Here is a 23364-nt window from a genome sequence, read left to right as displayed (position 1 = left end):
TGAATTTCAGAAAAAGCCGGTGTAGCTCAGTCGGTAGAGCAGCTCATTCGTAATGAGAAGGTCGGGTGTTCGATTCATCTCTCCGGCACCAATCCAGATAAAGGTTCATGACTATGAAAATAGTGGTGGACCTTTTTTCTTTGGTGGGATTGCAGGCCATCTGGGCCTACCCCAGCTTCCCGGACGGCGGACTAGCCTTTCAAGCCTTCTTCAAACTGTACCGGGCGAAAGAAGTCTCGCTTGAAGCGTTTACGCACCGGGTTATAGAACCTCTCGATGCAGCCAAGTTACATCAAAGCGTGCCTCTTTTCTAGTTCGATAGATTTAGGGCTGGTTTTTTTCTTCAAAGACGAGAAGAAGCTCGCCAGACCTCATCGCTTCCCGCTTCCGCCCATTGATATCTCCTGAACCAATATGTTATTGAATGTGTCCAGGATACTGGGGTGGACGTCCGTACATTAGCTAACGTCTGAAACCTATTCAAAGGGCCGCTGCCAAGGAAAAAGGGGGTTGTCGCTTTTAAAATTGAGGGATGTCCTATCTCCAACATAACACTGTCTTTTCGACAGTAAAAACATCGCATGCACGATCACGGAGATGATTGGGCACAGCACCCCTTGATGTTCACCATCCGGAGCGCAAACAGCCAAGAAATGCGCAGTCGTGCCAGGATTTTGTTGCACCGAATGTATGCCTGGCGCGGTTACCTCCCTTCATCGTCAGGAGACAAGCACCTTCCAGAATTGGAAGAGGACGTCAGCGACGGGGGCAAGGCCACACTGCTGGCGATTTCCCATGAAAAGACCATCGGCACGCTCACGGTGGGATTCGATGACGTGGAGCCTTTTGCGGCGACGGATATTTTTGCCGATGAAATCTCCGAATTGCGCCGCAAGGGGGGTAGATTGTGCGAATTCACGAGTCTGGCGGTCAAAGAACCTCTGTGCTCGCGGGAGGTTCTGGCATCCCTTTTTCATACGGCCTACATTTACGCCAATCGTGTCAATGGCGCAAGCCAAGTCATCATTGAAGTGAACCCGCGGCATGTTGGCTTTTATCGAAGCGTTCTTTCATTTGTAACGGTTGGCAAAGCAAAACTCAACCAAAAGGTCAACGCACCTTCGGTTCTGATGGTTCTCGAGTTCTCCCGGGTGCGCGAAATGCTGAAGCGCGCGCTGTTGGGCGATATGTCTGACATTCCCCGGCGGTCGTACTACCCTTTCTTTTTCCCGCTTGCGGAGGAGGAGAGCATTGTTCACCGCATGCTGGCACACCGTCGTCAGGAAGGAGTGACCGATTTGCGCTTGTGTCGCTTTGACGATTGAGCCGCCTGCTCGTCTGTGCTGAATGCGCTGACTGAAAAGGTTTGAATCGAGACCATGCTTGCCAAAGGAATGCGCTTTCCAATGACCTTGTTCTGGTGTGCATCCGTGGCTACCGCCGTGCACTTGCGAAATATTGGCGGACACTATGTGCACACACCGCTGGTGATTTCCCCCCATCCACTGGACCCGCAGTGAACACGTCGATCCTCTGAGCGAGACAGCAAAACATCTCCATCTGTAAGAAGCCTTCATCAGCCTCTTTTTCCCCGGGATTCGATGGCCTAATCTCGCCCCTGAGTCCGCCGGACGAGATACGCAAAGAGAAGAATGCACGCAGTGAGGAGATGGCTGCAGCAGGGGGCCATCGTGGCCTGCGCCGCTGCAGCCCTGGTGGCCCAGGCCGCCACAGGATTTGAACAATGCCCCCAGTTTTTTGCGAAGAGCCAAGCACCCGAGGTACACAAGCGCCCCCAGCAGCGGGCCTTGTGTTACGAGGCTTTTGCCCTGCTGCACAGCGGTGAGTCCAAGACGCCGGTCTTTGTAGCCCAGCGGCTGAACCGCCAGAGCATTGACGATGCCGACGAAAAACGCACCAACAAGTTTTTCGCAGACGCACGCTTGCCGCAGAGCGAACGCGCGGCGCTCGATGACTACAAACGTTCAGGTTACTCGCGCGGCCACATGGCGCCGGCCGGCGGCATGCCCAACGCCACCGCCATGGCGCAAAGCTTCTCGCTCGCCAACATCGTGCCGCAGGCCATGAAGCACAACTCGGGCGCCTGAGCGAAGATTGAACAGGCCACGCGCAAATACGCGCATCGCGCGCGCGGCGACGTGTTTGTCATCACCGGGCCTGTGTTCACGCCGGGCAGCGAAAGCATCGGCCACAACCACGTGAAGGTGCCGACCTACCTCTACAAGCTGGTCTACGACGTGGAAACCAACCGCGCCTGGGCACACTGGCAGGAGAACGATGACAACACCCGCGCCTCGACCCCCATCAGCTACGAGGAACTGGTGAAGCGAACCGGGACGCGCTTGCTGCCGGGCGTGACGCCCAGGTCATGAAGGCCAAGTTCTTAAGGAAAATAGGTCTCTAGCCCTTACACCACGGGCGCAAGCAGCTATGAAAAGCGTAGCGAATGAAGCACAACTCACCCCAGCTTGGGGGACAAGCGCATGCCATGCCCGCCCTGTTGCTCGCAGAATGAAGACCTGGGGACGGCCCGCCCTGCCCCGCCTCTCGGACACATGACCCGCAGCTACAATCTCGCTGCCTGGCGCCGCCCTGCCGCCTGGACTTGCCGCCACTTCCTCAAAGGTTCACACCATGACCCCTCTCAAAACCCTGCTCGTGTTGTCCACCACCTTGATGACGCTGGCTTGCAGCTCCGTGGGCACCACGGCCATGGGCAGTGACAGCACGGTGACCGAGGCCACGGCCAAACAGCTAACGGGTGACGTGCCGCTGCCGCCGGGTTCCATCATCAAGCAGCAGGACACGCTGGTCATGGGCGCGGGCAACACCTGGATGGGGCGGCTGAGTCTGTCGGTGTCGGCCGAGCCGCAGTCGGTGTTTGCCTACTTCCGCGACAGCCTGACGGGCGCCGGCTGGACCTTGACCTCGAGCTCGTTTTCCAAGCTCAGTCTGCTGACCTTCACCAAGGCCGATCGTGTGGCCGCCGTGCAGATCCAAAGCGCCAGTTTTGGCGGCAACGAGGTCTTGATCACGGTGACGCCTGCCGTCAAAGCGGCGGCCGGCAAGCCCTGAGGCCCCCCGGCTTCAGGCCGGGTGTTTGGTGTGACGCGGTGTATCGGCCCGGCTGGCCAGCACCTTGTCGATACGTTTGCCGTCCAGGTCCAGCACTTCAAAACGCCAGCCGGCGCAATCCACATGGCCACCCACACCCATCAGCCTGCCTGAGACACTTTGCAGCAGGCCGGCCACGGTGTTGTAACGCCCGCGCTCTTCGTCGGGCAACTGCCGGATGTCCAGCCTGGCCTTGAGTTCGGACACCGGCATCACACCGTCGATCAACCAGCTGCCGTCGGCCCGGCGTGTGGCCCAGGCATCCACTTGCGCGCCGGGCTGCAGTTCGCCGGTGATGGCTTCCAGCATGTCCATGGGGGTCATCAGGCCCTGCACCACGCCATATTCATCGACCACAAACACAATCCGCGTGGACTTGGTGCGGAACTGCTCCAGCAGCTCCATGCCGGTCAGGGTTTCGGGCACAAACACGGCTGGCACGGTGTAGGAGTCAATGCGGTCGGCCAGGGTCGGCGTGGCGCCGCTGTTGCTGCTCGCGGGCTCAATCTGGCCGCGCAGCGCCAGCAACTTGGCGACGTTGACCACACCCACCACATCGTCCAGGCTGCCGCGGCACACCGGGTACCAGGAGTGACCGGTGGCGCCGGCCTTGGTGATGGCCTGCGCCACCGTGTCGCTGGCATCAATCCACTCGATGTCCGAACGCGGCAACATCAGTGACGTGAGCCGGCGGTCGTCGAGCAAAAACACGTTTTGCACCATCTGATGTTCGTGTTCCTCGATCAGGCCGGCGTCCACGCCCTCTTCCAGGCTGGCGGCGATTTCTTCCTCGGTCACGCCGCGGTCACCGGCGGTGTCCACACGCAGCAGCTTGAGCACGGCATGCGTGCTGAAGGACAACAAACGCACAAAAGGTTTGGCGATGCTGGCAACCCACATCATGGGGCGCGACACCAGGCGTGCCACGGGTTCGGGGTAGAGCTGGCCTATGCGTTTGGGCACCAGTTCGCCAAACACAATGGTGATGAAGGTGATGATGGTCACCACCAGCGCGGTGGCCGTGATTTCAGAGGCACGCGACGCGACGCCCAGGGTCTGGATCCAGCGTGACAAATCGTCGCTGAAAGCGGCTTCACCGATGATGCCGTTGAGCATGCCGATGGAGGTGATGCCGACCTGCACCGAGGACAAAAATTGCGTGGGGTTGTCCAGCAAGGTCAGCGCCGCATGCGCGCCCTTGTCGCCCGACTCGGCCATGGCGCTGAGCCTGGCTTTGCGGCTGGAAGCCAGTGCCAGTTCCGACATGGCAAAAACGCCGTTAAGCAGGGTCAAAAACGCAATGAGGAGGAAATCCATGGGGGGCAGGCAAAATGAACACCATGGCACTTTACTTGATCGGCGACCTGCAAGGTTGCAACGACGCGCTGCAGCGCCTGCTGCACAAGCTGGATTTCTCCGCGAGCCGCGACACCGTGTACATCTTGGGCGACCTGGTCAACCGCGGCCCGGACTCACTGGGCGTGTTGCGCAGCCTGTACGCGCTGGGCGACGCCGCGCAATGCCTGCTGGGCAACCACGACCTCAACCTGCTCGGTATTCGCCAGGGCCTGCGCAAACCGCACCGCGGCGACACCGTGCAAGAGGTGCTGGACGCGCCTGACGGCGAAGCTTTGCTCGACTGGCTGAGGCACCGCCGCATGGCTATTTTTGAACACGGCTGGCTGATGGTGCATGCCGGTGTTTTGCCGCAATGGAGTACCGCGCAAACCATGGCGCTGGCGGGCGAGGTGGAACAAGCGTTGCGGGGTGCTGACTTGGCCGGTTTTTTGAACGGCATGTACGGCAACACGCCGGACCGCTGGGACGACACGCTGGCTGGCGCCGAACGCCTGCGCGTGATTGTCAACGCCTTGACCCGTATGCGGTTTTGCACGCCCGACGGTGTGATGGAATTTGCCACCACCGGCAACGTACAGACAGCGCCGCCCGGTTACCTGCCCTGGTTCGAGGTGCCGGGCCGGCAAACCGCCGGACAGCCAGTCGCGTTTGGCCACTGGTCCACCTTGGGCGCCGACAGGGTGGCGGCCCAGGCCGGCCTCTTGTGCAACACCTTGCCGCTGGACACCGGATGCGTCTGGGGCGGCTGCCTGACCGCGGCCAGGCTGGGCGCGAGGCCGGAGCAGTTTGAACTGATCACCGTGCAGTGTGAGCCCTCACAACAGCCGGGCAAGAAGGTTTGAGCTTTTTACAAGCTTTTTAGGCCCCCAGCCCAGACAGAATGGGCGCAAGCAGCTATCTATTGCATAGCACCCCATTTCGGCAGGCTGCGCCACTCAAGCAGTCTCTCGCTGGGCTTCTGCCTTGCGTGCGGCTTCGTCCGACAAGGTGCGCGCCACGCTGGCCGAGAGCAGCAACACGGCCGATGAAAAATAAAGCCACAGCAGCACCACCACCAGGGAGCCGGCTGCACCGTAGGCCGACACCACGGCCGCCGTCGACAGGTAAATCGCCATCAGGTATTTTCCCAGCCCAAACAGAATGCCGCCGGCCACGCCGCCCATGACCAGGTAACGCAACGAGGGTTTGGGCCCGGCGCTCATACGCATCAGCGCCACAAACAGGGCCACGCAAAAAGCCAGGGACACCAGCTCGTTGACCAGCATCGCGATTTTTTCCAGCGGCAGGTAGCTGCCGGCCCAAGTGGTCAAAAAGCCGAGGAAGGCCGAGATGGCCAGCGACACCAGCAGCAAAAATCCAAAGGCCAGGATGTAGGCGACGCCGCGCAAACGCAGCGAGGCGCCATGCCACCACTTCTGCCGCACCGGCTCGTCCGTGTCCTGCCGCCAGAGGCGCTCAAACGCATCCTGCAACTCGGCAAACACGCCAGTGGCGCCCGAGAGCAAGAGGCCAAAGGCAATCAGCGAGGCGACCACCCCGTCCGACGGTTGCCGCGCGCTGGCCAGGGCCTGGCGCACCAGTTGCGCACCCTGCGTGCCAATCACGTCGCCGATCTGGTGGATCAGGCTGGCCTCGATGAAATGGGGGTCCAGCCACCAGCCCAGCACCGCCACCAGCAGCACCAGCAAGGGCGCCAGGCTGAGAATGCCGTAGAAGGACATGGCCGCACTCATGCGCAGGCCGTCGGCGTCCAGCCACAAGACCACGGCGCGCCGTATCGGGCGAAAAAGAGCCTGAAGCGAAGAAAGTGGGGAGACCGGGCGAATGCCGGCATGCGGAGCAGCCATGGTCACAGCTTAAGCCAGATTGCGGGCAGCGGCCATCAGAGAACGGCCATAAAAAAAGCCGGCGGATGCCGGCTTTTTTTGGGGGGGGCTACTGACTGCTGGTCTGGCTGCTGACCGCGGTCTTGAACAGTGCGGCGATTTTTTTCTTGGGCTTGATGTTGGCCGACACGCGGGTCGCGCCGCCCTTGACGGCGGCTTCCCAGGCCGGCTGCGCTTCGGCCGCCAGCGTGGATTCGTAAGGCTTGTCAAAAAACGGATCCCGCGGCGCGGCCTGGCGCGGTGCGTAATCACGGCGCTCACGCTGCGGTGGCTCACGGCGTTCGCGTGGTGCCTCAGCCCCACGTGTTTCGTCGCCGCCACCGTCGCGGTACATGCGGCGGCCGTCGTTGATGCGGCCCTGCTCTTTGCGCGGCTGGTCTTCCTCGAACTCCATGGCTTCGAGTTCGATCTTGGTCTTGATGAGTTTTTCGATGTCGGCGACCAGGCGCTGGTCGCTGCTGGCGGCAAAACTCACGGCCAGGCCGGAGGCACCGGCGCGACCGGTGCGGCCAATGCGGTGCACATAATCTTCGGCGTTAAAAGGCACGTCGAAGTTGAACACCGCCGGCACGTCCTTGATGTCCAGGCCGCGGGCTGCCACGTCGGTACAGACCAGCAAATCCACCTCGCCGCTTTTGAAAGCTTCCAGCGCTTTCAAACGCTCGTCCTGGCTTTTGTCGCCGTGCAGGGCCGTGGTTTTCAGACCTTCACGCTCCAGCGAACGGGCCAGGCGCGCGCAACCGAGTTTGCTGTTGACAAATACAAAGGCCTGCTTGATGCCACGGGCCTTGAGAATCTGGTGCAGCGCGCGACGCTTGTCGTCGGCGCTGACGCTGTAGAAATGTTGCTCGACCGTCGAGGCGGTGGCATTGGAGCGCGCCACTTCGATGGTCACCGGGTCCTGCAGGAAGCTGGACGCCAGGCGCTTGATCTCGGGTGAGAAAGTGGCCGAAAACAGCAAGGTGATGCGCTGCTTGGGCAGGTAGCTCAGGATGCGCTGCAGATCCGGCAGGAAACCGATGTCCAGCATGCGGTCGGCCTCGTCGAGCACCACGTATTCGACCTGGTTGAGCACCGCGTTTTTGGCTTCGATGTGATCCAGCAAGCGACCTGGCGTGGCGACCAGCACTTCAACGCCTTTTTTGAGTTCGGCGGTTTGCGGCTTCATGTCCATGCCGCCAAACACCACCGCGCTGTTCAGGTTGGTGTATTTGGCGTAGAACTTGACCTGCTCGGCCACCTGCACGGCGAGTTCACGCGTGGGCAGCAACACCAGCGCACGCACCGGATGCCGCGCGGGCGAGGTCGAGGCGTTCTCGTGCTTCATCATGCGCTGCAGCAGCGGAAGTGCAAAAGCGGCGGTTTTGCCGGTGCCGGTTTGCGCGGCGCCCATGACGTCTCTGCCCTGCAGCACCACCGGAATGGCCTGCTCCTGGATGGGAGTCATGGTTTCGTAGCCCATTTCGGCTACGGCACGGGCTAGCGGTTCCGCCAGCGAAAGGTTCGAAAAAGAGGATGTCATTTAGCCCTCTATTGTCGCACTTTGGGCGAAATCGTCCTTTTTTGGGCCAATAACAGCGTCAGCACCCCGGCCAAACCGGGTTTTTCGTCAGGGCACAGCGTCGATTCGCTACGAATTCAATAGCTGCCTGCGCCCACGCTGATTGGTCTACAGCCTCATTTCTTATAAATTTCTGGCGCTGAAGGTGTCGCAGGCCTTGACGCTGCCCTGCTGCAGCCCGGTGTTGAACCAGCGCGCCCGTTGGGCACTGGTGCCGTGGGTAAAACTCTCTGGCACCACGGCGCCGCCACCGGCTCGCTGCAAGGCATCGTCGCCAATTTTGGCAGCGGCGTTCATGGCTTCTTCCACGTCGCCCTGCTCCAGGATGCTGCGCGCACGTTGCGCCCGGTTGGCCCAGACGCCGGCAAAACAGTCGGCCTGCAACTCCAGCCGCACGCTCAGGGCGTTGTATTCCACCTTGCTCACACGACCACGCATCTGGTCCATCTTGCCGCTGATGCCCAGCAGGTTTTGCACATGGTGACCGACCTCGTGGGCAATCACATAAGCCTGGGCAAAGTCACCGGGCGCACCCAGCTTTTTCTGCAGGGTTTCGTAAAACCCGAGATCGATGTAAACCTTCTGGTCGGCCGGGCAATAAAACGGCCCCATGGCCGCCTGGCCCTGGCCGCAAGCCGTGGCGGTGGCGCCGCGAAACAGCACCAGCCGCGGCTCCTGGTAACGACCGCCGGCCTGGGTGAAAACATCTTTCCAGACGTCTTCGGTATCGGCCAGCACGGTGGAGACAAACCTGGCCATACGGTCGTCGGCCGGCGGTCGCTGGGGCTGCCCATTGGGCGTGTGGGGCTGCACCTGCGCGGGCGGCGCACCACCGCTGAGCAGGCTCAAGATGGTCAGCGGGTTGATGCCCAAGACCCAGCCGCCCAGCAAGGCCACGACAATGGTGCCAATCCCGATGCTGCGGCCGCCGAACAAACCGCCCAAGCCGCCGCCGCCCCCGTCGTCGCTGCGGCGGTCTTCAACGTTGTCAGACTCGCGATTGCCTTCCCATTTCATAACTGTCTTTCCTTGAACTGTGGGGGCCGGCTGGGCTGGGGACGCCAAGCCGGCATTTTTCCTGAAGCTACTTTACTTGAGCTTGTGGGCCTGCGCCGGAACAATTTCGTGTCCATCCGCATCTATAAACCATGAACCGTCTATTTCCGAATATCCGTCTGGGCCTGGTCTTGCTGGCCAGCGTCCTGCTGAGCGCCTGCGCCAACAACATCGTCACCAGCGTCAGTAGTTTCAACCAGTGGCCGCAGGACACCCGGGGCAGCCTGTTCACCTTCATCACGCCGCCGGCCAGCCCCTATGGCCCGCCGAATGAGTTGGAGCAGGCCACCTATCAAAAATACGTGCAGATTGAACTGGAAAAACAAGGCCTTCAACGCGCCGCACCGGGCCAGCAGGCTCGCCTGTTGGTGGAGCTCAGCACCATCACGCAGGCCCAGCAGCGCACCTACCTGCAGCCGGTGTATGACGACCGCCCGTCTTTTTACCCGCCCTACCGCAATGCCGCAGGCCAATGGATTCCGGGCTTCTGGGGTCCTAGCCGTTTCGGCCCCAGTTATGTCGGGGACCGGGTTGTGCCCTACGTGGTGCAATTCAACCAGCTCAATGTGCGTCTGCTAGATACCAAGAACAGCCCACCGGGTCGGCCGCGGCCGGTGTTTGAGTCGCACGCCGTCTATGAAGGGGATGCCGCGTTGCCCACGGTGGCGCCCTACTTGGCTCGCGCCGTGTTCGACAATTTCCCGGGCCAGAACGGCCAGGTGCGCAAAGTGCTGTTTGACCGCGAAACCGGCGCAGTGATTCAAAAGTAAGGGTTTGCAACGGCGAGGCTGGGCTGCTTTTGCGCAAGGCCCAGTGCTTGAAACCCGCTGAAGGTTCTTAGCGGTGGACGCTGAAGCCGACAGGCATGAAGCTTTGGGTGCCGCTCGGAGCCACCGCCGTGCTGCGGACAAATGCTGCGCTGTTGTCGACCACCGTGATCGGTGTCTCGCCGCCGTAGGGCTCTGCCCTGGCCTGCAACATGCAGTTGTTGCGCTCCGTGCCACCCTGGGTTTCAGCACAATAGACCATCGCCGCGCGTTGCTCAGCCAGCAGCGACGCCCGCTTCTGGGCCTTGTGGACCTGACCGCCAGCCACCATCGCGATGGCGACCAACAAACCCGCCACCAGCAACAATCCGGCCCCCGAATAAATGTATTCATGGGGCACGGTGTTGACTTTGGGCAAGTGAGTGGAAAACATGGCGGACTCCTGGTTACGGCTGTTGCAATGCTAGCCAGGCGGCCTGAGACAAGGGCACAGTGCAGCGCCCGTGCAGCTGTAGGCAAAAACCGCTTCGCCCCATGCGCTGGCAGCTTGCGCGGCTCCGTTTACCATTCCCTCCATGAACGATTCATCCACCTTGCTGAACGCCGCCCAGACGGCGGCTCGCCTGCCTTACCCCGCCCTGCTGGACGAAATCGTCCGTCTGCTGGCCGATGATTCGGTGCATGTGCCGGAACGGCTGGTCCAGCCGCTGGCCGGCGGCGGCAGCCTGTTTGTGATGCCGGCCATGGACAGCCAGGTCGCCATCACCAAGCTGATCACCTTCACCCCGGCCAATGCGGGCACAGGGCTGGCCACAATCCAGGGCGATGTGGTGGTGTTTGATGTAAAAAACGGCGAGCGCCGGCTGGTGCTGGACGGCCCCACCGTCACGGCCAGACGCACCGCTGCGGTGTCCCTGCTGGCGGCGCAACGGCTGGCGCCCAACACCCGGGGGCCGCTGCTGATCGTCGGTGCCGGTGTTCAGGGTCTGGCGCACCTGGAGGCTTTCGCCCACGGCCTGGCCATCCAGGAAGTGATGATTACCTCGCGCAGCCCGGCCAGTGCACAAGTATTGGCGCAACACGCACAGGCCATGGGCCTGCGCGCCCAGGTGGTGCCGGACGCCAACACCGCACTGGCCGAGTGTCCGCTGGTCGTAACCTGCACGCCGGCCAGCGGCGTGGTCTTGAGCGCCCTGCCGCGCCCCGACGGCTTCATCAGCGCCGTGGGCGCTTTCACGCCCAAGATGGTGGAATTGAGCGCCGACTTGTGTCGGCATATCGCCGAGCAAGGCCGCGTGTTTGTCGACACGGCCGATGCCCTGCACGAAGCCGGCGACTTGCTGCAGGCCGGACTGGATGTGAACCGTTTTACCACCTTGGCCGAGGTGATCAGGCAAGGCATCAAACAACCCGCCGGGCCGGTGCTGTTCAAAAGCTGCGGCTGGGCGGGTTGGGACTTGGCGGCGGCGCGCACGGCGCTGGCTAACGCGGCTTAAGCACCCTGGCCAGCGACGATCAAGCGACCCCCACCCCAACTATCCCCGCTAGCACGGCAACTGCTCAAGCAGCAGTTGTGCCATTTCTTTCTTGCGTGTTGCGGGCAGCCGCATGGTGATCGCACCAAAACTGATGGCCGCCAGCGTGGTGGGGGATGCCAGAAATTTACGTCCGACACCCGACACCCCGGGTGTGATGGTGTCTGTGATTTCCGCATAACCCGCCTGTCGCGTGTGTTTCACGGCTTGTGCCATGTGCGCAGGCGTGAAGCCAGACTGCGCATACTCCGCCGCGTGGCGCTCCATGGTGCGGCTGATTTCCTCATCCGACAGCGCGGCCATCAAGGCCAGGCCGCCAGCCCCAATACCCAGCAGGCGACGCCCACCCACGTCCGTGGTGAACACCTTCACCGGAAAGTGCCCTTCCTCGCGGTGCAGGCAAACGCAGTAATCGCCCTGGCGCACCACAAGAAACACCGTGTCGCCCGACATACGCGCGAGCTTTTGCATCAAGGCACGGCACGAATCCACCAAAGGCACACGACGCATGGACGCGAAGCCCAGCTGCATGGCGTCAACGCCCAGGCGATAACTCTTGGTTTGCAGGTCGCGCTCGGCAAAGTGCTCTTCCACCAAACAGGACAGCAACCGGTGCGCCGTGGATCGCTCCAGGCCGGACTCCGCGATCACCTCGGTCAGCTTGAGCCCCGTCTCCTGATGCTGGGCCAGCAGCCGCAAAAGATGCAGGGCCCGGCGCAGGCTTTGCGCGCCGGCGGTAGAAACTTGTTCATCCATATTGTGGGAAAAATATTAATTAATGTTTGTAATGCAGGAAATGTCGAGTCTAAACTGCCTTCCTTGCTGGTCCATCAACGAGGAAACAACATGGCATATGAGACGCTGGAAATAGAGAACCACGGTGCGGTACGTCGCATCCTGCTGGCGCGCGAAGCACAGCGCAATGCGCAAAGCCAGCAAATGCTGGACGAGCTGGATGCCGCTTTTGCCGAGGCGGCCAAGGACGACAGCGTCAATGTGGTGGTGTTGGGCGGCAAGGGCGCGCACTTTTCGGCCGGCCATGACCTCAAGCAGGCGCAATCCGAGCGCTCCAACTTCACCGTGGAAGAGCGCTGGGCTTACGAAGAACTGCGTTACTTCGATTATTCGATGCGTATCTGGGACTTCCCCAAGCCGACAATTGCCCAAGTGCAAGGCGCTTGCGTGGCCGGCGGTTTCATGATCGCCAATATGTGCGACATGGTGGTGGCCTCGGAGTCGGCTTATTTCTCCGATCCGGTCGGCCACACGCTGGGCGCGGCGGCCACCGAGGTGCTGATCCACCCCTGGGTGATGGGCCTGCGCAAGGCCAAGGAAATGTTGTTCACCGGCGGCAAGATCAGCGCGCAGGAAGCGCTGCAAATCGGCATGGTGAACCGCGTCGTCAGCGACGCCGAACTCTCCGAACAGACGCTGGCACTGGCGCAGCAGGTGGCCAAGGCGCCGCCCTTCGGCCTGAAGCTCATCAAACGTTCGCTCAACCGCACGCTGGACGCGCAAGGCCTGCGCACGGCCCTGTCGGCGCACTTCGACACCCACCAGCTCTCACACCTGAGCGAAGGTTTCCTCAAGGCGCGCGACCGCGGCCTGGCCTCTGCCATCCAGAAAAACACCTGATTTTTCCCATGACTCATCGTCTCGAACCGCTGCTCAACCCACAATCCATCGCCGTCATTGGTGCCAGCAACAACGCCGCCCGCATCGGCGGCATGCCGCTGGCGCATCTCACGAAATTTGGCTACCAGGGCGCCATCTACCCGATCAACCCGAAATACGAAGAAGTCTTTGGCCTGAAGTGCTGGCCCGACATTGAGTCCGTGCCGGCGCCGCTGGACCTGGTGGTGCTGGCACTCGGCGCCGCCGATGTCACACCCATGCTCAAACGCTGCCATGCGCTGGGCGTGCGCGCCGTCATCGTTTATGCGGCTGGTTTTGCCGAGGCCGGTGCCGATGGCGCTGCGCTGCAGGCCGAGCTGGAAGCCTTTGTAGCAACCACCGACATGGTGGTGGCCGGTCCCAATGCCATGGGTTTTGCCAACCTCAACACGCAGGCGCACACCAACTTCGCTTCGGTGTTCAACACCGCGCCCATGCAGGCCGGCCAGGGCAGCGTGAGCCTGCTGACGCAAAGCGGCAATGTCTGCGCAGCGGTATACGCGATTGCGCGGCGCCTGGGCGTGGACTTCAGCCACTTTATCAACACCGGCAACGAAGCCTGTGTGGATTTCGCCGAATACCTGGAATACCTGGCGCAGGACGCTGCCACCGACGTGGCGATTGGCTACATCGAAGAGTTGCGCAATGGCCCACGTTTTGTCGAAGCGGCGGCCGAATTTGCGCGGCAGGACAAGCTGCTGATCCTGTACAAGGCCGGCGAGACCGAAAAAGGCTCGGAAGCCGTGCGTTCACACACCTCGGCGCTGGCCGGCGACCAGCAGATCTACCAGGCTGCTTTCCGACAGCTCAACATCATCCAGAGCCACGACTTTGCGCAGATGGCGCAGCTCGCGCATCTGGCGGGTTACCGCCAGCGCAGCGCCGGCAAACGTGTGGCCATCATCACTATCTCGGGAGCCCTGGGCGCCATCCTGGCCGACAAATTCATAGGCCAGGGCCTGGAGGTGCCGACCCTGCCGCAGGCCTTGCAGGACACGCTGCGCGCCGGCATTCCCGACTACGGCATGGTGTCCAACCCGGTGGATGTGACCGGCAACGTGGTCAACGACCCGGGCTTTGTGCGCACCGCCATGGAAGCGCTGGCCGTGTCGGACGCCATCGACGCCATCGTGGTGTATGCGCCCGGCTACCTGCTGGACCGCATGGCCGATGATTTGTGCGCGGTGGCCGCCAAACATTCACGCCTGATCGTCGCCATCGACACCGGCGCCGCCAAGAGCCGCGAGCAATTGCGCGCCGGCGGTGTGCCGGTGTTCGAGGACATCGGCGTGGCCGTGTCGGCGCTGTCGCCCTTCCTGAACTGGCAGGAGCAACGCAAACACAACCCCTGGCTCAGCGTGCGCCAGCAGCCCACGCCACCGCGCGCCATGCTGGCCGAGCGAGCCGACGAATACACGACGAAAAAATACCTGGCCGCTTACGGCGTCCAGCCGGTGGCCGAGGCCGTCGCCAGCACAGCCGCAGAAGCGGCCAGCGTGGCGGAGCAACTGGGCTTTCCGGTGGTGCTGAAAATTCTGAGCGCCGACATCGCGCACAAAACCGAAGCCGGCGGCGTGCGCCTGCGCCTGCTGTCGGCTGACGAGGTGCGCCAGGCCTTTGACGAGGTCATGGCCTCGGCACGGCGCTACGCACCGACGGCGCAGATCGACGGCGTGTTGTTGCAGAAAATGGAGTCCGGTGTCGCCGAGCTGATCCTGGGCGCCACACGCGACCCGGTGTTTGGTATGACGCTGACCGTGGGCCTGGGCGGCGTGTTGACCGAGCTGTACAAGGACGTGAGCCACCGCGTGCTGCCGGTGGACGAAGCCATGGCGCGGACCATGCTGGGCGAGCTCAAGGCCTTCCCGCTGCTCGATGGTTACCGCGGCAAGCCTCTGGGCGATGTACAGGCGACCTGCCAGGCCATCGCCGGATTTTCAAGCGCCGTGCTGGCGCTGCAGGAACAGGCAGACGAGGTGGAAGTCAACCCGCTGCTCGTAAAGGAACAGGGCCAGGGCGTGCGCATGCTGGACGCACTGGTCCTTTCGTCAACAACGTAAACCAACGATCTCAGGAGACAAAACCATGATCAAAAAAGCAATGGCCTGCGTGGCCCTGGCCGCCGCCACCCTGTGCGGTACGGCCGTGGCACAAACCTACCCGACCAAGCCGGTCACCATCGTCGTGCCGTTCTCGCCCGGTGGCGCAACCGACATCATGTCGCGCCTGCTGGCAGAGCGCCTGAACAAGCGCCTGGGCCAGCCCGTGATCGTGGAGAACAAGCCCGGCGCGGGCACCATGATCGCCTCGGAATACGTGGCCAAGGCCGCGCCCGACGGCCACACGCTGCTGCTCGCCGCCTCGTCGCTGGGCATCGCGCCCAGCCTCTACAGCAAGGTCAACTACGACCCGATCAAGGACTTCACCCCGGTCTCGCAAGTCGCCTCGGTGGTGCATGTGCTGGTCGTGCACCCGTCGATTCCTGTCAAGAACGTCGGCGAGCTCGTCACCTGGCTCAAGGCCAACCCGACCAAGGCCAATTACGGCTCCGTGGGCGCGGGCACCTCGACCCACCTCGAAGCCGAGTTGTTCAACAGCGTGGCGGGCGTGAAGATGCAGCACATCCCCTACAAGGGCAGCGCTCCCGCGCTCATGGACCTGGTGGGTGGCCAGTTGCAGGTGATGTTTGATGCCTACGCCTCGTCGGGCCCCTTCATCAAGGATGGCCGCGCACGCCTGCTGGCCGTGACCACGGCGCAGCGCTCCAAGTCGCTGCCGGACACGCCCACGGTCGCCGAATCCGGCCTGCCAGGCTATGAAGCCATGCCCTGGCTGGGCCTGGTCGCCCCGGCCAAGACGCCGCCCGCCGTGGTGAACAAGCTCTACGCCGAGCTGCACGAGGTGCTCAAAGAGCCTGAAGTGCAAGAAAAATTCCGCTCGCTGGGCCTGGACATCATCGGCAGCAAGCCCGACGAGTTCCGCGCCTTCTTGCGCAAGGACATCGTGAAGTGGGCCAAAGTCGTCAAGGACTCGGGCGCCAAGGCCGACTGAACAACAGAACCAGAAGCACGAATAAGAGGAAAACGTTGATGCAAGTTGGTTACTCCGTGGAAGACGAGGCGTTTCGCGTCACCCTGCGCGCCTGGTTTGAGGCGCATTTCCCGCGCTTCAGGGACCAGTGGCCCACAGCCCCTGATGCCAATGACCTGGTGTGGCGGCGCGCCTGGGAAGACCATGTGTGCCAGGCCGGCTGGGCCGGCCTGGGCTGGCCGCTTGAATACGGCGGCAAGGCCTGGCCGTTGACACGCCAGGCCATCTTTCACGAGGAACAGGCGCGTATTGGCGCTCCCCTGGGGGTCAACATCATTGGCCACGGCATCCTGGCCCCCACGTTGATCCACTTTGCCAGCGACGCACAGAAAAAACGTTACCTGCCCGGCATTCTTTCCAACCGCGAGGTCTGGTGCCAGGGTTATTCCGAGCCGGCAGCCGGCTCGGACCTGGCGTCGCTGAAAACCCGCGCCGTCCGCCAGGACGATCACTACCTGCTCAACGGGCACAAGATCTGGACCTCGTTCGCGCATATCGCCGACTACTGTTTTGTCTTGGCCCGTACCGATGCCACGGCCGCGCGCCACAAGGGCATCAGCTTTTTACTGGTCGACATGAAAAGCCCCGGCGTGCGCGTGGAACCCATCCGCCAGATCACGGGCGAGGCCGACTTCAACGAGGTGTTTTTTGAGAATGTGAAGGTCCCGCTGGACGCGCTGGTTGGCGAAGAAAACGGCGGCTGGCGGCTGGCCATGGCGGCGGCCAGTTTCGAGCGCGGCACCTACTTCATTCCGCGGCAGGTGCGTTTCGCACAAGAGCTTTCGGCGCTGAAACAACTCGCGGCCGAGACATTGCGCCAAGGCCGCCCCCGCCTCGATTGCCCACATCTGCGGCGCGACCTGGCCCGCCTGGCGGTGGACAGCCATGTGCTCAAGCTCAAATCCTACCGCGCACTCACGCATGCCTTGCGCGGTGGCCCGCCCGGCCCCGAAGGCTCGTCCACCAAGCTGCACTGGAGCGAGTCGCACCAGAAGTTGCTCAGCCTTGCCGTGGAGGTGTTGGGAGAACGCGCAATGGTCGGCCCCGAGCCGGACAGCCGCGACCCACAGGCTTCGGCCTGGGTGCGCGACTACCTCTGGTCGCGCGCCGAAACCATTCTGGCCGGCACCTCCGAGGTGCAGCGAAACATCCTCGCCGAGCAAGTGCTTGGCTTGCCCAAAAACTGACCCGAGCGACCCATGGACTTTGCCTTGAATGACGAGCAGCAGATGCTGCAGGAATCGGCGCGCCGCTTTTTCTCCGAGCGCCACCCCCTCTCTAGAGCCCGGCAGGCCTTGCCGTGGACGGACGATTCACAACGCGCCTTGTGGCAGGACATGGCCGACATGGGCTGGCTGGGGCTGCTGGCCTCGGAAGACCAGGGCGGCTTGGGCCTGGGCATGTGCGAGGCCTACCTGGTCGCCGAAGCCGCAGGCCGGCAACTGCTGAACCTGCCGCTGGCGGCCAGTACGGTGTTGCTGCCACTGCTGTTGCAGGAATCGACGCAGCAAAATGGCCAGCTCGCCACCTGGGTCGAGGAGATGGCCACTGGCCGCAGCGCCTTCAATATCGTGTTTGACGGCACACGCCATCTGGACCATGCGCAGCAGTGTTCGCACCAACTGCTGGTGCAGGGCCTGGAACTGCCGGAGGCGGAAGTTCGGCTGGCCTGGTTGCCGGTGGATGCCACGCCTGCATCCATCAATGGCTCGGCGTTCGACCCCACCCTGCGCGACGCCTCCTTGAGCGTCGACAGTTCCAGTCTGGACTGGCATGTGCTGGAAATTTCGGCGCAGGGCCGGGCTTATGCGCTGGCCGGCTACCGCCTCGCTCGCGTTGCCGAACTGCTGGGCGCCGCAGCCGCCTCACTTGATTTGTCGTGCGAGTATGCAAAGCAGCGGGAACAGTTCGGCAAGGCCATCGGCAGTTACCAGGCCATCAAACACCAGTTGGCCAACGCCTGGATGGCGCTTGACAACGCGCGCCTGGCTGCACTTTACGCCGCAGCGGCGCTGGACGGCAGGCGATCGGACTGGCCATTCGCTTGCGCCGCCGCCGAACTCACCGCCATCGAAGGGGCGCAGCAAATCACACGCAACTGCCTGCAGGTGCATGGCGGCCTGGGCTTCACCTGGGAGCATGACGCGCATCTCTACCTGAAGCGGGTGCACCATGTCTCGGCACGCCTGGGCGGCTGTGAGGCGGCCTATGGACTGATCGAAGAAACAGTTTGCGCGTAAAAATCTTCCCCCGCAGAGAAGAATTTTTTCCTCGATTTCAAGCAGTTTTTAGAGTCATCCCGCGATAAAAGCACCGACTGCTTGCCAAGCAGCGCACCCGGTCCAGCGGAAAGTTGTCGGCAGCGGTGACGGGACTTGATCCAGCGCAAGTGCGGTGCGGTAGCACTTCCTAGACTGTAGCCATGAAGCTTCAATTCCTAGGCGCAACGGATACCGTCACCGGCTCCAAAACCCTGATTCGGCATGGCGAGTCCACCGTGCTGGTCGATTGCGGCCTGTTCCAGGGCTATAAGCAACTGCGCTTGCGTAACTGGTCACCGTTGCCCTTAGCCCCGGCCGCCATTGACGCCGTGATCCTGACACATGCCCACATCGACCACAGCGGTTACCTGCCGCTGCTGATGCGCCAGGGTTTCAGGGGCAAGGTGTTCTGTACCCCGGCCACAGCCGACCTGTGCCGCCTCCTGTTGCCCGACGCGGGCCATCTGCAGGAAGAGGACGCCGAATACGCCAACCGGCACAGCTTGTCGAAACACGTGCCAGCGCAGCCCTTGTACACACGCGAAGATGCCGAAAGGTGCCTCAAACTGCTCCATCCGGTCCCTTGCGGAAAGCCATGGCAACCGGCGCCAGGCCTGAATGCCCGCCTGACACCGTCGGGCCATATGCTGGGGGCATCCTTCGTGCAGTTGGACAACGGCTCGCGCTCCATCCTGTTTTCCGGGGACATCGGGCGACCGAACGACCTTCTGCTTCACGCACCCTCACCGATGGACGGTGCCGACTACCTGGTGGTGGAGTCGACCTATGGCGACCGCCAGCACCAGGATGCAGACCCGCTGCTGGAACTGGGCCAGGTGATCAAGCGCACGGCAGCACGCGGCGGTGTGGTGGTGATCCCGGCTTTCGCCGTGGGACGCGCTCAAACCCTGCTGCATTGCATCCGGCTCCTCAAGGACAGCGGCGTGATTCAGAACAGCCTGCCGATCTATCTCAACAGCCCGATGGCCGCCGGCGCCACACAGGCCTACCTGAAACACCGGGCTGAACTGCGACTAAGCCCCGCGCAATGCGAGGCCATGGCAGACACGGCGCATATCGTTCAGTCACCGGAAGAGTCGCGCCAGCTCAACACCCGGCGTGGCCCCATGGTCATCATCGCTGCCAGCGGCATGGCCACGGGCGGACGTGTGGTGCATCACCTCAAGGCCTTCGCCCCTGACAAGCGCAACACCCTGGTGTTCGCCGGTTTCCAGGCCGGCGGCACGCGCGGCGCCACCCTTGTCAGTGGTGCCGCCACGGTGCGCATTCACGGCGAGGATGTGCCTGTGCGTGCCGAGGTGGTCCAGCTCGACGACCTGTCGGCGCATGCGGACGCCGCTGAAATCGTGGACTGGCTGCGGAACTTCAAGTCCGCACCCAAGCAGACCTTCATCACCCACGGCGAACCGGCCGCGGCCGACGCCATGCGCCAGCGCATTGAGCGCGAGTTGCACTGGACCTGCCACATGCCCTTCTACCTGGAATCGCTCGATCTCGATTGAACAACCCGAGATTCAGCTCAGGCCGCACCAATCGGCAAAGCGGTGAAAGGCGTCGGCCCACAAGGCCCAGGCGGCCGCGAGGATCAACAAGGCACCCGCCACGCGGGTGCCCCAGTCCTGCCAGCGCGGATGGCCGTGATCCTGCAGCTTGCCAAGCAGCCACGGCACCAGCATCAAGGACACGCTGCTGCCCGCAGCGAAAAGCGCCATCGACAGCGCCCCCTGCAGCGGCCCGCCACTGAGCGAGGCCACCAGCAGCGCTGAGTACAGCAGGCCGCAAGGCATGAAGGCCCACAACGCCCCCGTGATAAACACCCCGCCTCGCGCCTGTGCCAGCGGCCGTATGCGCGACCAGAGCGCGCGGCCGGCATCGCTAACCCAGGCCGGCTGCCGCGCCTGTGCCACCAGCATCAAGCCCCACAGCAACACGGCCAGATGAAACAGTGTCCAGACCGGACGCAGCGCCGCGGTGGCCGTGCTGAGCCAGGCCAGGCTCTGCACGGCCACCGCCGCCGCAGCACCGGCCAGCGAATAACCGACCAGGCGTCCGGCCTGAAAACGCCAGAGAGAAGACGACGAAGCCGGACCCTGGCGCGGTCCCAGCCGGGAAATGCCGGCGCAGGCCGCACCGCACATGGCCGCACAATGCGGGCCGCCGGCCAAGCCCATTAACAAGGCCGTGACGGCAAGTGTGCTCGACATGGGACGGCGCGCCTTTCTTAAATGATGCGCGAAAACTTCGCGCGGTTGCGGTCAGCCTGCAGATAGCGGTCAAACACCATGGCCACGGCGCGCACAAAAAACCAGCCGCTGGCCGTGACCTGGAGTCCGGTATCGTCCAGCACCACCAGGCCGGCCTCCGCCAGTTCCTGCAGCTGTGTCAGCTCGGCCGCGAAGTAGTGGCGAAAGTCCAGCAGCCAGGCCTGCTCTATCGTTTCGAACAAGACCTGCCCCTGGCACATCAACGCCATGATCACCGCCCTGCGGGCCAGGTCATCGCGGCTCAGGGCCAGCCCGCGCACCACGGGCAGGCGACCCTGGTCCAGGTGATCGCAGTAGTCCTCCAGGGTTTTGGCGTTCTGGCTGTAGGTGGCACCAATGCGGCCAATCGCCGAGACCCCCAGGGCCACCAGGTCGCAGTCGGGCTGCGTGCTGTAACCCTGGAAGTTGCGGTGTAATCGGCCCTGGCGTTTGGCCACAGCCAGCGCGTCGTCCGGCAAGGCAAAGTGGTCCATGCCCACATAGACATAACCCGCACCGAGAAAAGCCGACAGCGACTGCGACAACATCGCCACCTTGGCCGCGCCGCCAGGCAGTTCGGCCGGCACGATGCGCCGCTGCGGCTTGAAACGTTCGGGCAGATGGGCGTAGGCGTACAGCGCGATACGGTCTGGCCGCAGCTGCTGCACCTGGGTCAAAGTACGCGTGAAGGACGCCGGCGTTTGCCTCGGCAGACCGTAAATCAGGTCCACGTTGACCGAGTCAAAACCTATGCTGCGCGCCTGTTGCATCAGCTCGCGCACTTGTTCAAAGGGCTGCACGCGGTGTACGGCTTTTTGCACGTCGGCATCAAAGTCCTGCACCCCGAAGCTGATTCGGTTAAACCCCAGTTCGGCCAGCACGGCCAGGCGTGCGCCGTCCACCGTGCGCGGATCGATTTCGATCGAATATTCACCCTCCGGCACCAGCACAAAGTGGCGCCTCAGCATGGCCATCAACTCGCCGAGTTCGGCGTCGGACAAAAAGGTCGGCGACCCGCCGCCCAGATGTAATTGGGTGACCACCCGGCCCGGACCGAGCTGGGCGATGTTCAGTTCCACCTCGCGGCTCAGGTAGCGCAGGTAGGTCGCCGCACGCTCGTGGTGTTTGGTGATGATCTTGTTGCAGGCGCAGTAGTAACACAGCGACTCGCAAAAGGGAATGTGCACATACAGCGACAGCGGCTGTGCCAGCGAGGCCGGCCCGGTGGCCCGCTGGGCCAGCGCCTGCCCGTAGTCCGCGGCCGAGAAGGCTTCGACAAAACGATCGGCCGTCGGGTAAGAGGTGTAGCGTGGGCCGGGGATATCGAATTTGCGCAGCAGGTCGGGCGAAACAGTAGTCATGAGAAAGAGTGTGCCGCGCACCTGGCCCGGCCAACTTGATCTGGATCAGCCAGGACAGCCCTTGCAGCCCCAACTCAACACCACGTCCCTGCTCAATGCACACGCATCTCGAAAGTGCGTGTCAAACCGTCCAGATCGATGATGCGGATGTGCCGCTTGTCCACCTCCAGCAGGCCTTGCTGCTGGAAGGCCGAAAACGTGCGGCTGACGGTTTCCAGCTTCATGCCCAGGTAGCTGCCAATTTCAGCGCGTGACATACGCAGGTGAAACTCACTGGGCGAATAACCCCTGGCCTTCAGGCGCTGCGACAGGTTCAGCAAAAAAGCCGCCAGCCGCTCCTCGGCGTTCATGCTGCCCAAGAGCAACATGAGGCTGTGCTCGCGCACGATCTCCCGGCTCATCAGGCGGCCGACCACGTTTTGCAAGCCACTGCTTTCAGCCGTCAACTCGGTGAGATGAGCGTAGGGAATCGCGCAGATTTCACTGTCTTCCAGGGCGATGGCGCCGCTGGCATGGGCGCCGTGCGCGACACCATCCAGGCCCATCAACTCACCGGCCATCTGGAAACCGCTGACCTGCTCACGGCCGTCGGCCAGCGTCAGGCTTGACTTGAAGGTGCCGCTGCGCACCGCGTAGATAAAGCCAAAGCGATCCCCCGCGTGGTACAACGCCTGGCCGGCCTTGACCTTGCTGCGCCCGAAGCGCAGCCTATCCAGACGACCGAGATCCGCATCCGTCATGCCGCAAGGCAGGCACAAGTCACGCAGGTGGCAAGCGGAACACTGTGTCGTCAACGGCGGCACCGGTGTGCCGTCGGTGGTCTGGCGCGCCGGCACGATCCGGGTTAAATGGACAGGCATTTCGAGTGTGGCGGTGGACATGTTTTTTCCTTGTTGAGCTGGTAATTTTCAGGACACGGGATGCCGCACGGCGCTCAACACAGCCTGCGCGAGTTGAGCGAATTCGGAATTTTTGTCGAGGAAGCTGTCGGCGCCTTCCGCCAGATAACGTTTGCGGTAGGCCGGCCCCGAGTTGTTGCTGAAGACAACAAACGCGATGTCCGGCACCGCCCGTCGCACGGCGCGCAAGACCTGCAGGCCGGAACCACCATCGAGCTGGACATCCAGCACGACCACATCCGGCTGGGCCGCCAGGATGCCGTCGATGGCGCCTTGCGGTGTCTCCGCCTGACCAACGATGTTGATGGCCTGGGCGCCAAGCATCGCCGCAACGCGCTGCCGGATCAGCGCCGAGTCGTCGGCGAGAAAAACGCTCATAGGGAGAAGGCGATCAGGCATGCCTGTACTGTGATCGCGATGGCAGTCCGGCAACATCGGCGCTGGCTGAATTCAGTCCTAGGAAACATCTGGTTCTCGGCTTCCGCCAAGCCGAGGCCGCCTAGGAATTTTCCTAGG

General features: G+C 62.7%; 22 protein-coding genes, 1 tRNA gene and 1 pseudogene. 14 read left to right on the top strand and 10 right to left on the bottom strand.

Annotated elements, in window-relative coordinates:
• Nucleotides 1-15 precede the first annotated feature (15 nt).
• The 5 genes and pseudogenes from R6254_RS09725 to R6254_RS09705 all read left to right on the top strand — a co-directional run bounded on the left by R6254_RS09725 (nucleotide 16) and on the right by R6254_RS09705 (nucleotide 3096).
• Nucleotides 16-91: transfer RNA gene (locus R6254_RS09725), tRNA-Thr, on the top strand.
• A 16-nt stretch (nucleotides 92-107) separates the two neighbouring features.
• Nucleotides 108-314, top strand: a complete 207-nt coding sequence (locus R6254_RS09720) for a hypothetical protein (RefSeq protein ID WP_318406390.1) — start codon at nucleotides 108-110, stop codon at nucleotides 312-314.
• 267 nt (nucleotides 315-581) lie between these two features.
• Complete coding sequence (locus R6254_RS09715) at nucleotides 582-1325, top strand: N-acyl amino acid synthase FeeM domain-containing protein (protein ID WP_318406389.1); 744 nt, start codon at nucleotides 582-584, stop codon at nucleotides 1323-1325.
• A gap of 327 nt (nucleotides 1326-1652) precedes the next feature.
• A pseudogene (locus tag R6254_RS09710) lies at nucleotides 1653-2393 on the top strand (DNA/RNA non-specific endonuclease).
• 262 nt (nucleotides 2394-2655) lie between these two features.
• The gene (locus R6254_RS09705; RefSeq protein ID WP_318406387.1) at nucleotides 2656-3096 is read left to right on the top strand and encodes a hypothetical protein; all 441 of its coding nucleotides are present in this window, start codon (nucleotides 2656-2658) and stop codon (nucleotides 3094-3096) included.
• A 12-nt stretch (nucleotides 3097-3108) separates the two neighbouring features.
• Here R6254_RS09705 and R6254_RS09700 read toward each other — a convergent pair whose 3' ends face one another.
• Nucleotides 3109-4452 (bottom strand): hemolysin family protein, encoded by a 1344-nt coding sequence (locus R6254_RS09700; protein WP_318406386.1) that lies wholly within the window; start codon nucleotides 4450-4452, stop codon nucleotides 3109-3111.
• A 23-nt stretch (nucleotides 4453-4475) separates the two neighbouring features.
• Here R6254_RS09700 and R6254_RS09695 point away from each other — a divergent pair, with 23 nt between their 5' ends.
• Nucleotides 4476-5336, top strand: coding sequence for a symmetrical bis(5'-nucleosyl)-tetraphosphatase (locus R6254_RS09695; protein WP_318406385.1), 861 nt, complete (start codon nucleotides 4476-4478; stop codon nucleotides 5334-5336).
• Nucleotides 5337-5429: 93 nt separating this feature from the next.
• Here R6254_RS09695 and R6254_RS09690 read toward each other — a convergent pair whose 3' ends face one another.
• From R6254_RS09690 to ypfJ, 3 genes are all read right to left on the bottom strand, one after another.
• Nucleotides 5430-6341, bottom strand: coding sequence for a YihY/virulence factor BrkB family protein (locus R6254_RS09690; protein WP_318406383.1), 912 nt, complete (start codon nucleotides 6339-6341; stop codon nucleotides 5430-5432).
• 88 nt (nucleotides 6342-6429) lie between these two features.
• Nucleotides 6430-7902 (bottom strand): DEAD/DEAH box helicase, encoded by a 1473-nt coding sequence (locus R6254_RS09685; RefSeq protein WP_318406381.1) that lies wholly within the window; start codon nucleotides 7900-7902, stop codon nucleotides 6430-6432.
• Nucleotides 7903-8064: 162 nt separating this feature from the next.
• Nucleotides 8065-8958 carry a KPN_02809 family neutral zinc metallopeptidase gene (gene ypfJ / locus R6254_RS09680; protein ID WP_318406379.1) on the bottom strand — a complete coding sequence of 298 codons (894 nt, stop codon included), beginning with the start codon at nucleotides 8956-8958 and terminating at the stop codon, nucleotides 8065-8067.
• A gap of 131 nt (nucleotides 8959-9089) precedes the next feature.
• Between ypfJ and R6254_RS09675 the strand changes: the two genes are divergently transcribed.
• Complete coding sequence (locus R6254_RS09675) at nucleotides 9090-9767, top strand: DUF4136 domain-containing protein (RefSeq protein WP_318406378.1); 678 nt, start codon at nucleotides 9090-9092, stop codon at nucleotides 9765-9767.
• A gap of 67 nt (nucleotides 9768-9834) precedes the next feature.
• Here R6254_RS09675 and R6254_RS09670 read toward each other — a convergent pair whose 3' ends face one another.
• The gene (locus tag R6254_RS09670) at nucleotides 9835-10197 is read right to left on the bottom strand and encodes a hypothetical protein (protein ID WP_318406376.1); all 363 of its coding nucleotides are present in this window, start codon (nucleotides 10195-10197) and stop codon (nucleotides 9835-9837) included.
• Nucleotides 10198-10339: 142 nt separating this feature from the next.
• On the opposite strand from R6254_RS09670, the gene R6254_RS09665 reads away from it, so the two are divergent.
• Entirely contained in the window at nucleotides 10340-11260 is a 921-nt protein-coding gene (locus tag R6254_RS09665; RefSeq protein ID WP_318406374.1) for a delta(1)-pyrroline-2-carboxylate reductase family protein, read from the top strand.
• 48 nt (nucleotides 11261-11308) lie between these two features.
• Here the strand turns inward: R6254_RS09665 and R6254_RS09660 are convergent, their stop codons facing one another.
• Nucleotides 11309-12055: an IclR family transcriptional regulator gene (locus R6254_RS09660; protein ID WP_318406372.1), complete on the bottom strand. Its 747-nt coding sequence runs from the start codon at nucleotides 12053-12055 to the stop codon at nucleotides 11309-11311.
• 90 nt (nucleotides 12056-12145) lie between these two features.
• Here R6254_RS09660 and R6254_RS09655 point away from each other — a divergent pair, with 90 nt between their 5' ends.
• From R6254_RS09655 to R6254_RS09630, 6 genes are all read left to right on the top strand, one after another.
• A complete protein-coding gene (locus tag R6254_RS09655; protein WP_318406370.1) occupies nucleotides 12146-12934 on the top strand; it encodes an enoyl-CoA hydratase in 789 nt (262 codons plus the stop codon).
• An 8-nt stretch (nucleotides 12935-12942) separates the two neighbouring features.
• Complete coding sequence (locus R6254_RS09650) at nucleotides 12943-15033, top strand: acetate--CoA ligase family protein (protein ID WP_318406368.1); 2091 nt, start codon at nucleotides 12943-12945, stop codon at nucleotides 15031-15033.
• A gap of 25 nt (nucleotides 15034-15058) precedes the next feature.
• Nucleotides 15059-16024 (top strand): tripartite tricarboxylate transporter substrate binding protein, encoded by a 966-nt coding sequence (locus R6254_RS09645; RefSeq protein WP_318406366.1) that lies wholly within the window; start codon nucleotides 15059-15061, stop codon nucleotides 16022-16024.
• 38 nt (nucleotides 16025-16062) lie between these two features.
• Nucleotides 16063-17250 carry an acyl-CoA dehydrogenase family protein gene (locus tag R6254_RS09640; RefSeq protein WP_318406364.1) on the top strand — a complete coding sequence of 396 codons (1188 nt, stop codon included), beginning with the start codon at nucleotides 16063-16065 and terminating at the stop codon, nucleotides 17248-17250.
• Nucleotides 17251-17262: 12 nt separating this feature from the next.
• Nucleotides 17263-18303, top strand: a complete 1041-nt coding sequence (locus tag R6254_RS09635) for an acyl-CoA dehydrogenase family protein (protein WP_318406362.1) — start codon at nucleotides 17263-17265, stop codon at nucleotides 18301-18303.
• Between the two features lie 182 nt (nucleotides 18304-18485).
• A complete protein-coding gene (locus tag R6254_RS09630; RefSeq protein ID WP_318406360.1) occupies nucleotides 18486-19847 on the top strand; it encodes an MBL fold metallo-hydrolase in 1362 nt (453 codons plus the stop codon).
• Between the two features lie 12 nt (nucleotides 19848-19859).
• On the opposite strand, the gene R6254_RS09625 is transcribed toward R6254_RS09630, so the two are convergent.
• From R6254_RS09625 to R6254_RS09610, 4 genes are all read right to left on the bottom strand, one after another.
• Nucleotides 19860-20549, bottom strand: a complete 690-nt coding sequence (locus R6254_RS09625; RefSeq protein WP_318406359.1) for a sulfite exporter TauE/SafE family protein — start codon at nucleotides 20547-20549, stop codon at nucleotides 19860-19862.
• A gap of 17 nt (nucleotides 20550-20566) precedes the next feature.
• Entirely contained in the window at nucleotides 20567-21949 is a 1383-nt protein-coding gene (gene hemN, locus R6254_RS09620) for an oxygen-independent coproporphyrinogen III oxidase (RefSeq protein ID WP_318406358.1), read from the bottom strand.
• A gap of 92 nt (nucleotides 21950-22041) precedes the next feature.
• Complete coding sequence (locus R6254_RS09615) at nucleotides 22042-22830, bottom strand: helix-turn-helix domain-containing protein (RefSeq protein WP_318406356.1); 789 nt, start codon at nucleotides 22828-22830, stop codon at nucleotides 22042-22044.
• A 27-nt stretch (nucleotides 22831-22857) separates the two neighbouring features.
• The gene (locus R6254_RS09610; protein ID WP_318406355.1) at nucleotides 22858-23226 is read right to left on the bottom strand and encodes a response regulator; all 369 of its coding nucleotides are present in this window, start codon (nucleotides 23224-23226) and stop codon (nucleotides 22858-22860) included.
• Nucleotides 23227-23364 lie beyond the last annotated feature (138 nt).

It is taken from the genome of Polaromonas potterensis (assembly GCF_033446725.1).
Taxonomy (GTDB): domain Bacteria; phylum Pseudomonadota; class Gammaproteobacteria; order Burkholderiales; family Burkholderiaceae_C; genus Polaromonas.
Note: the sequence above shows the minus strand (reverse complement) of the source record. Positions and strands in the feature narration are given on the sequence as shown.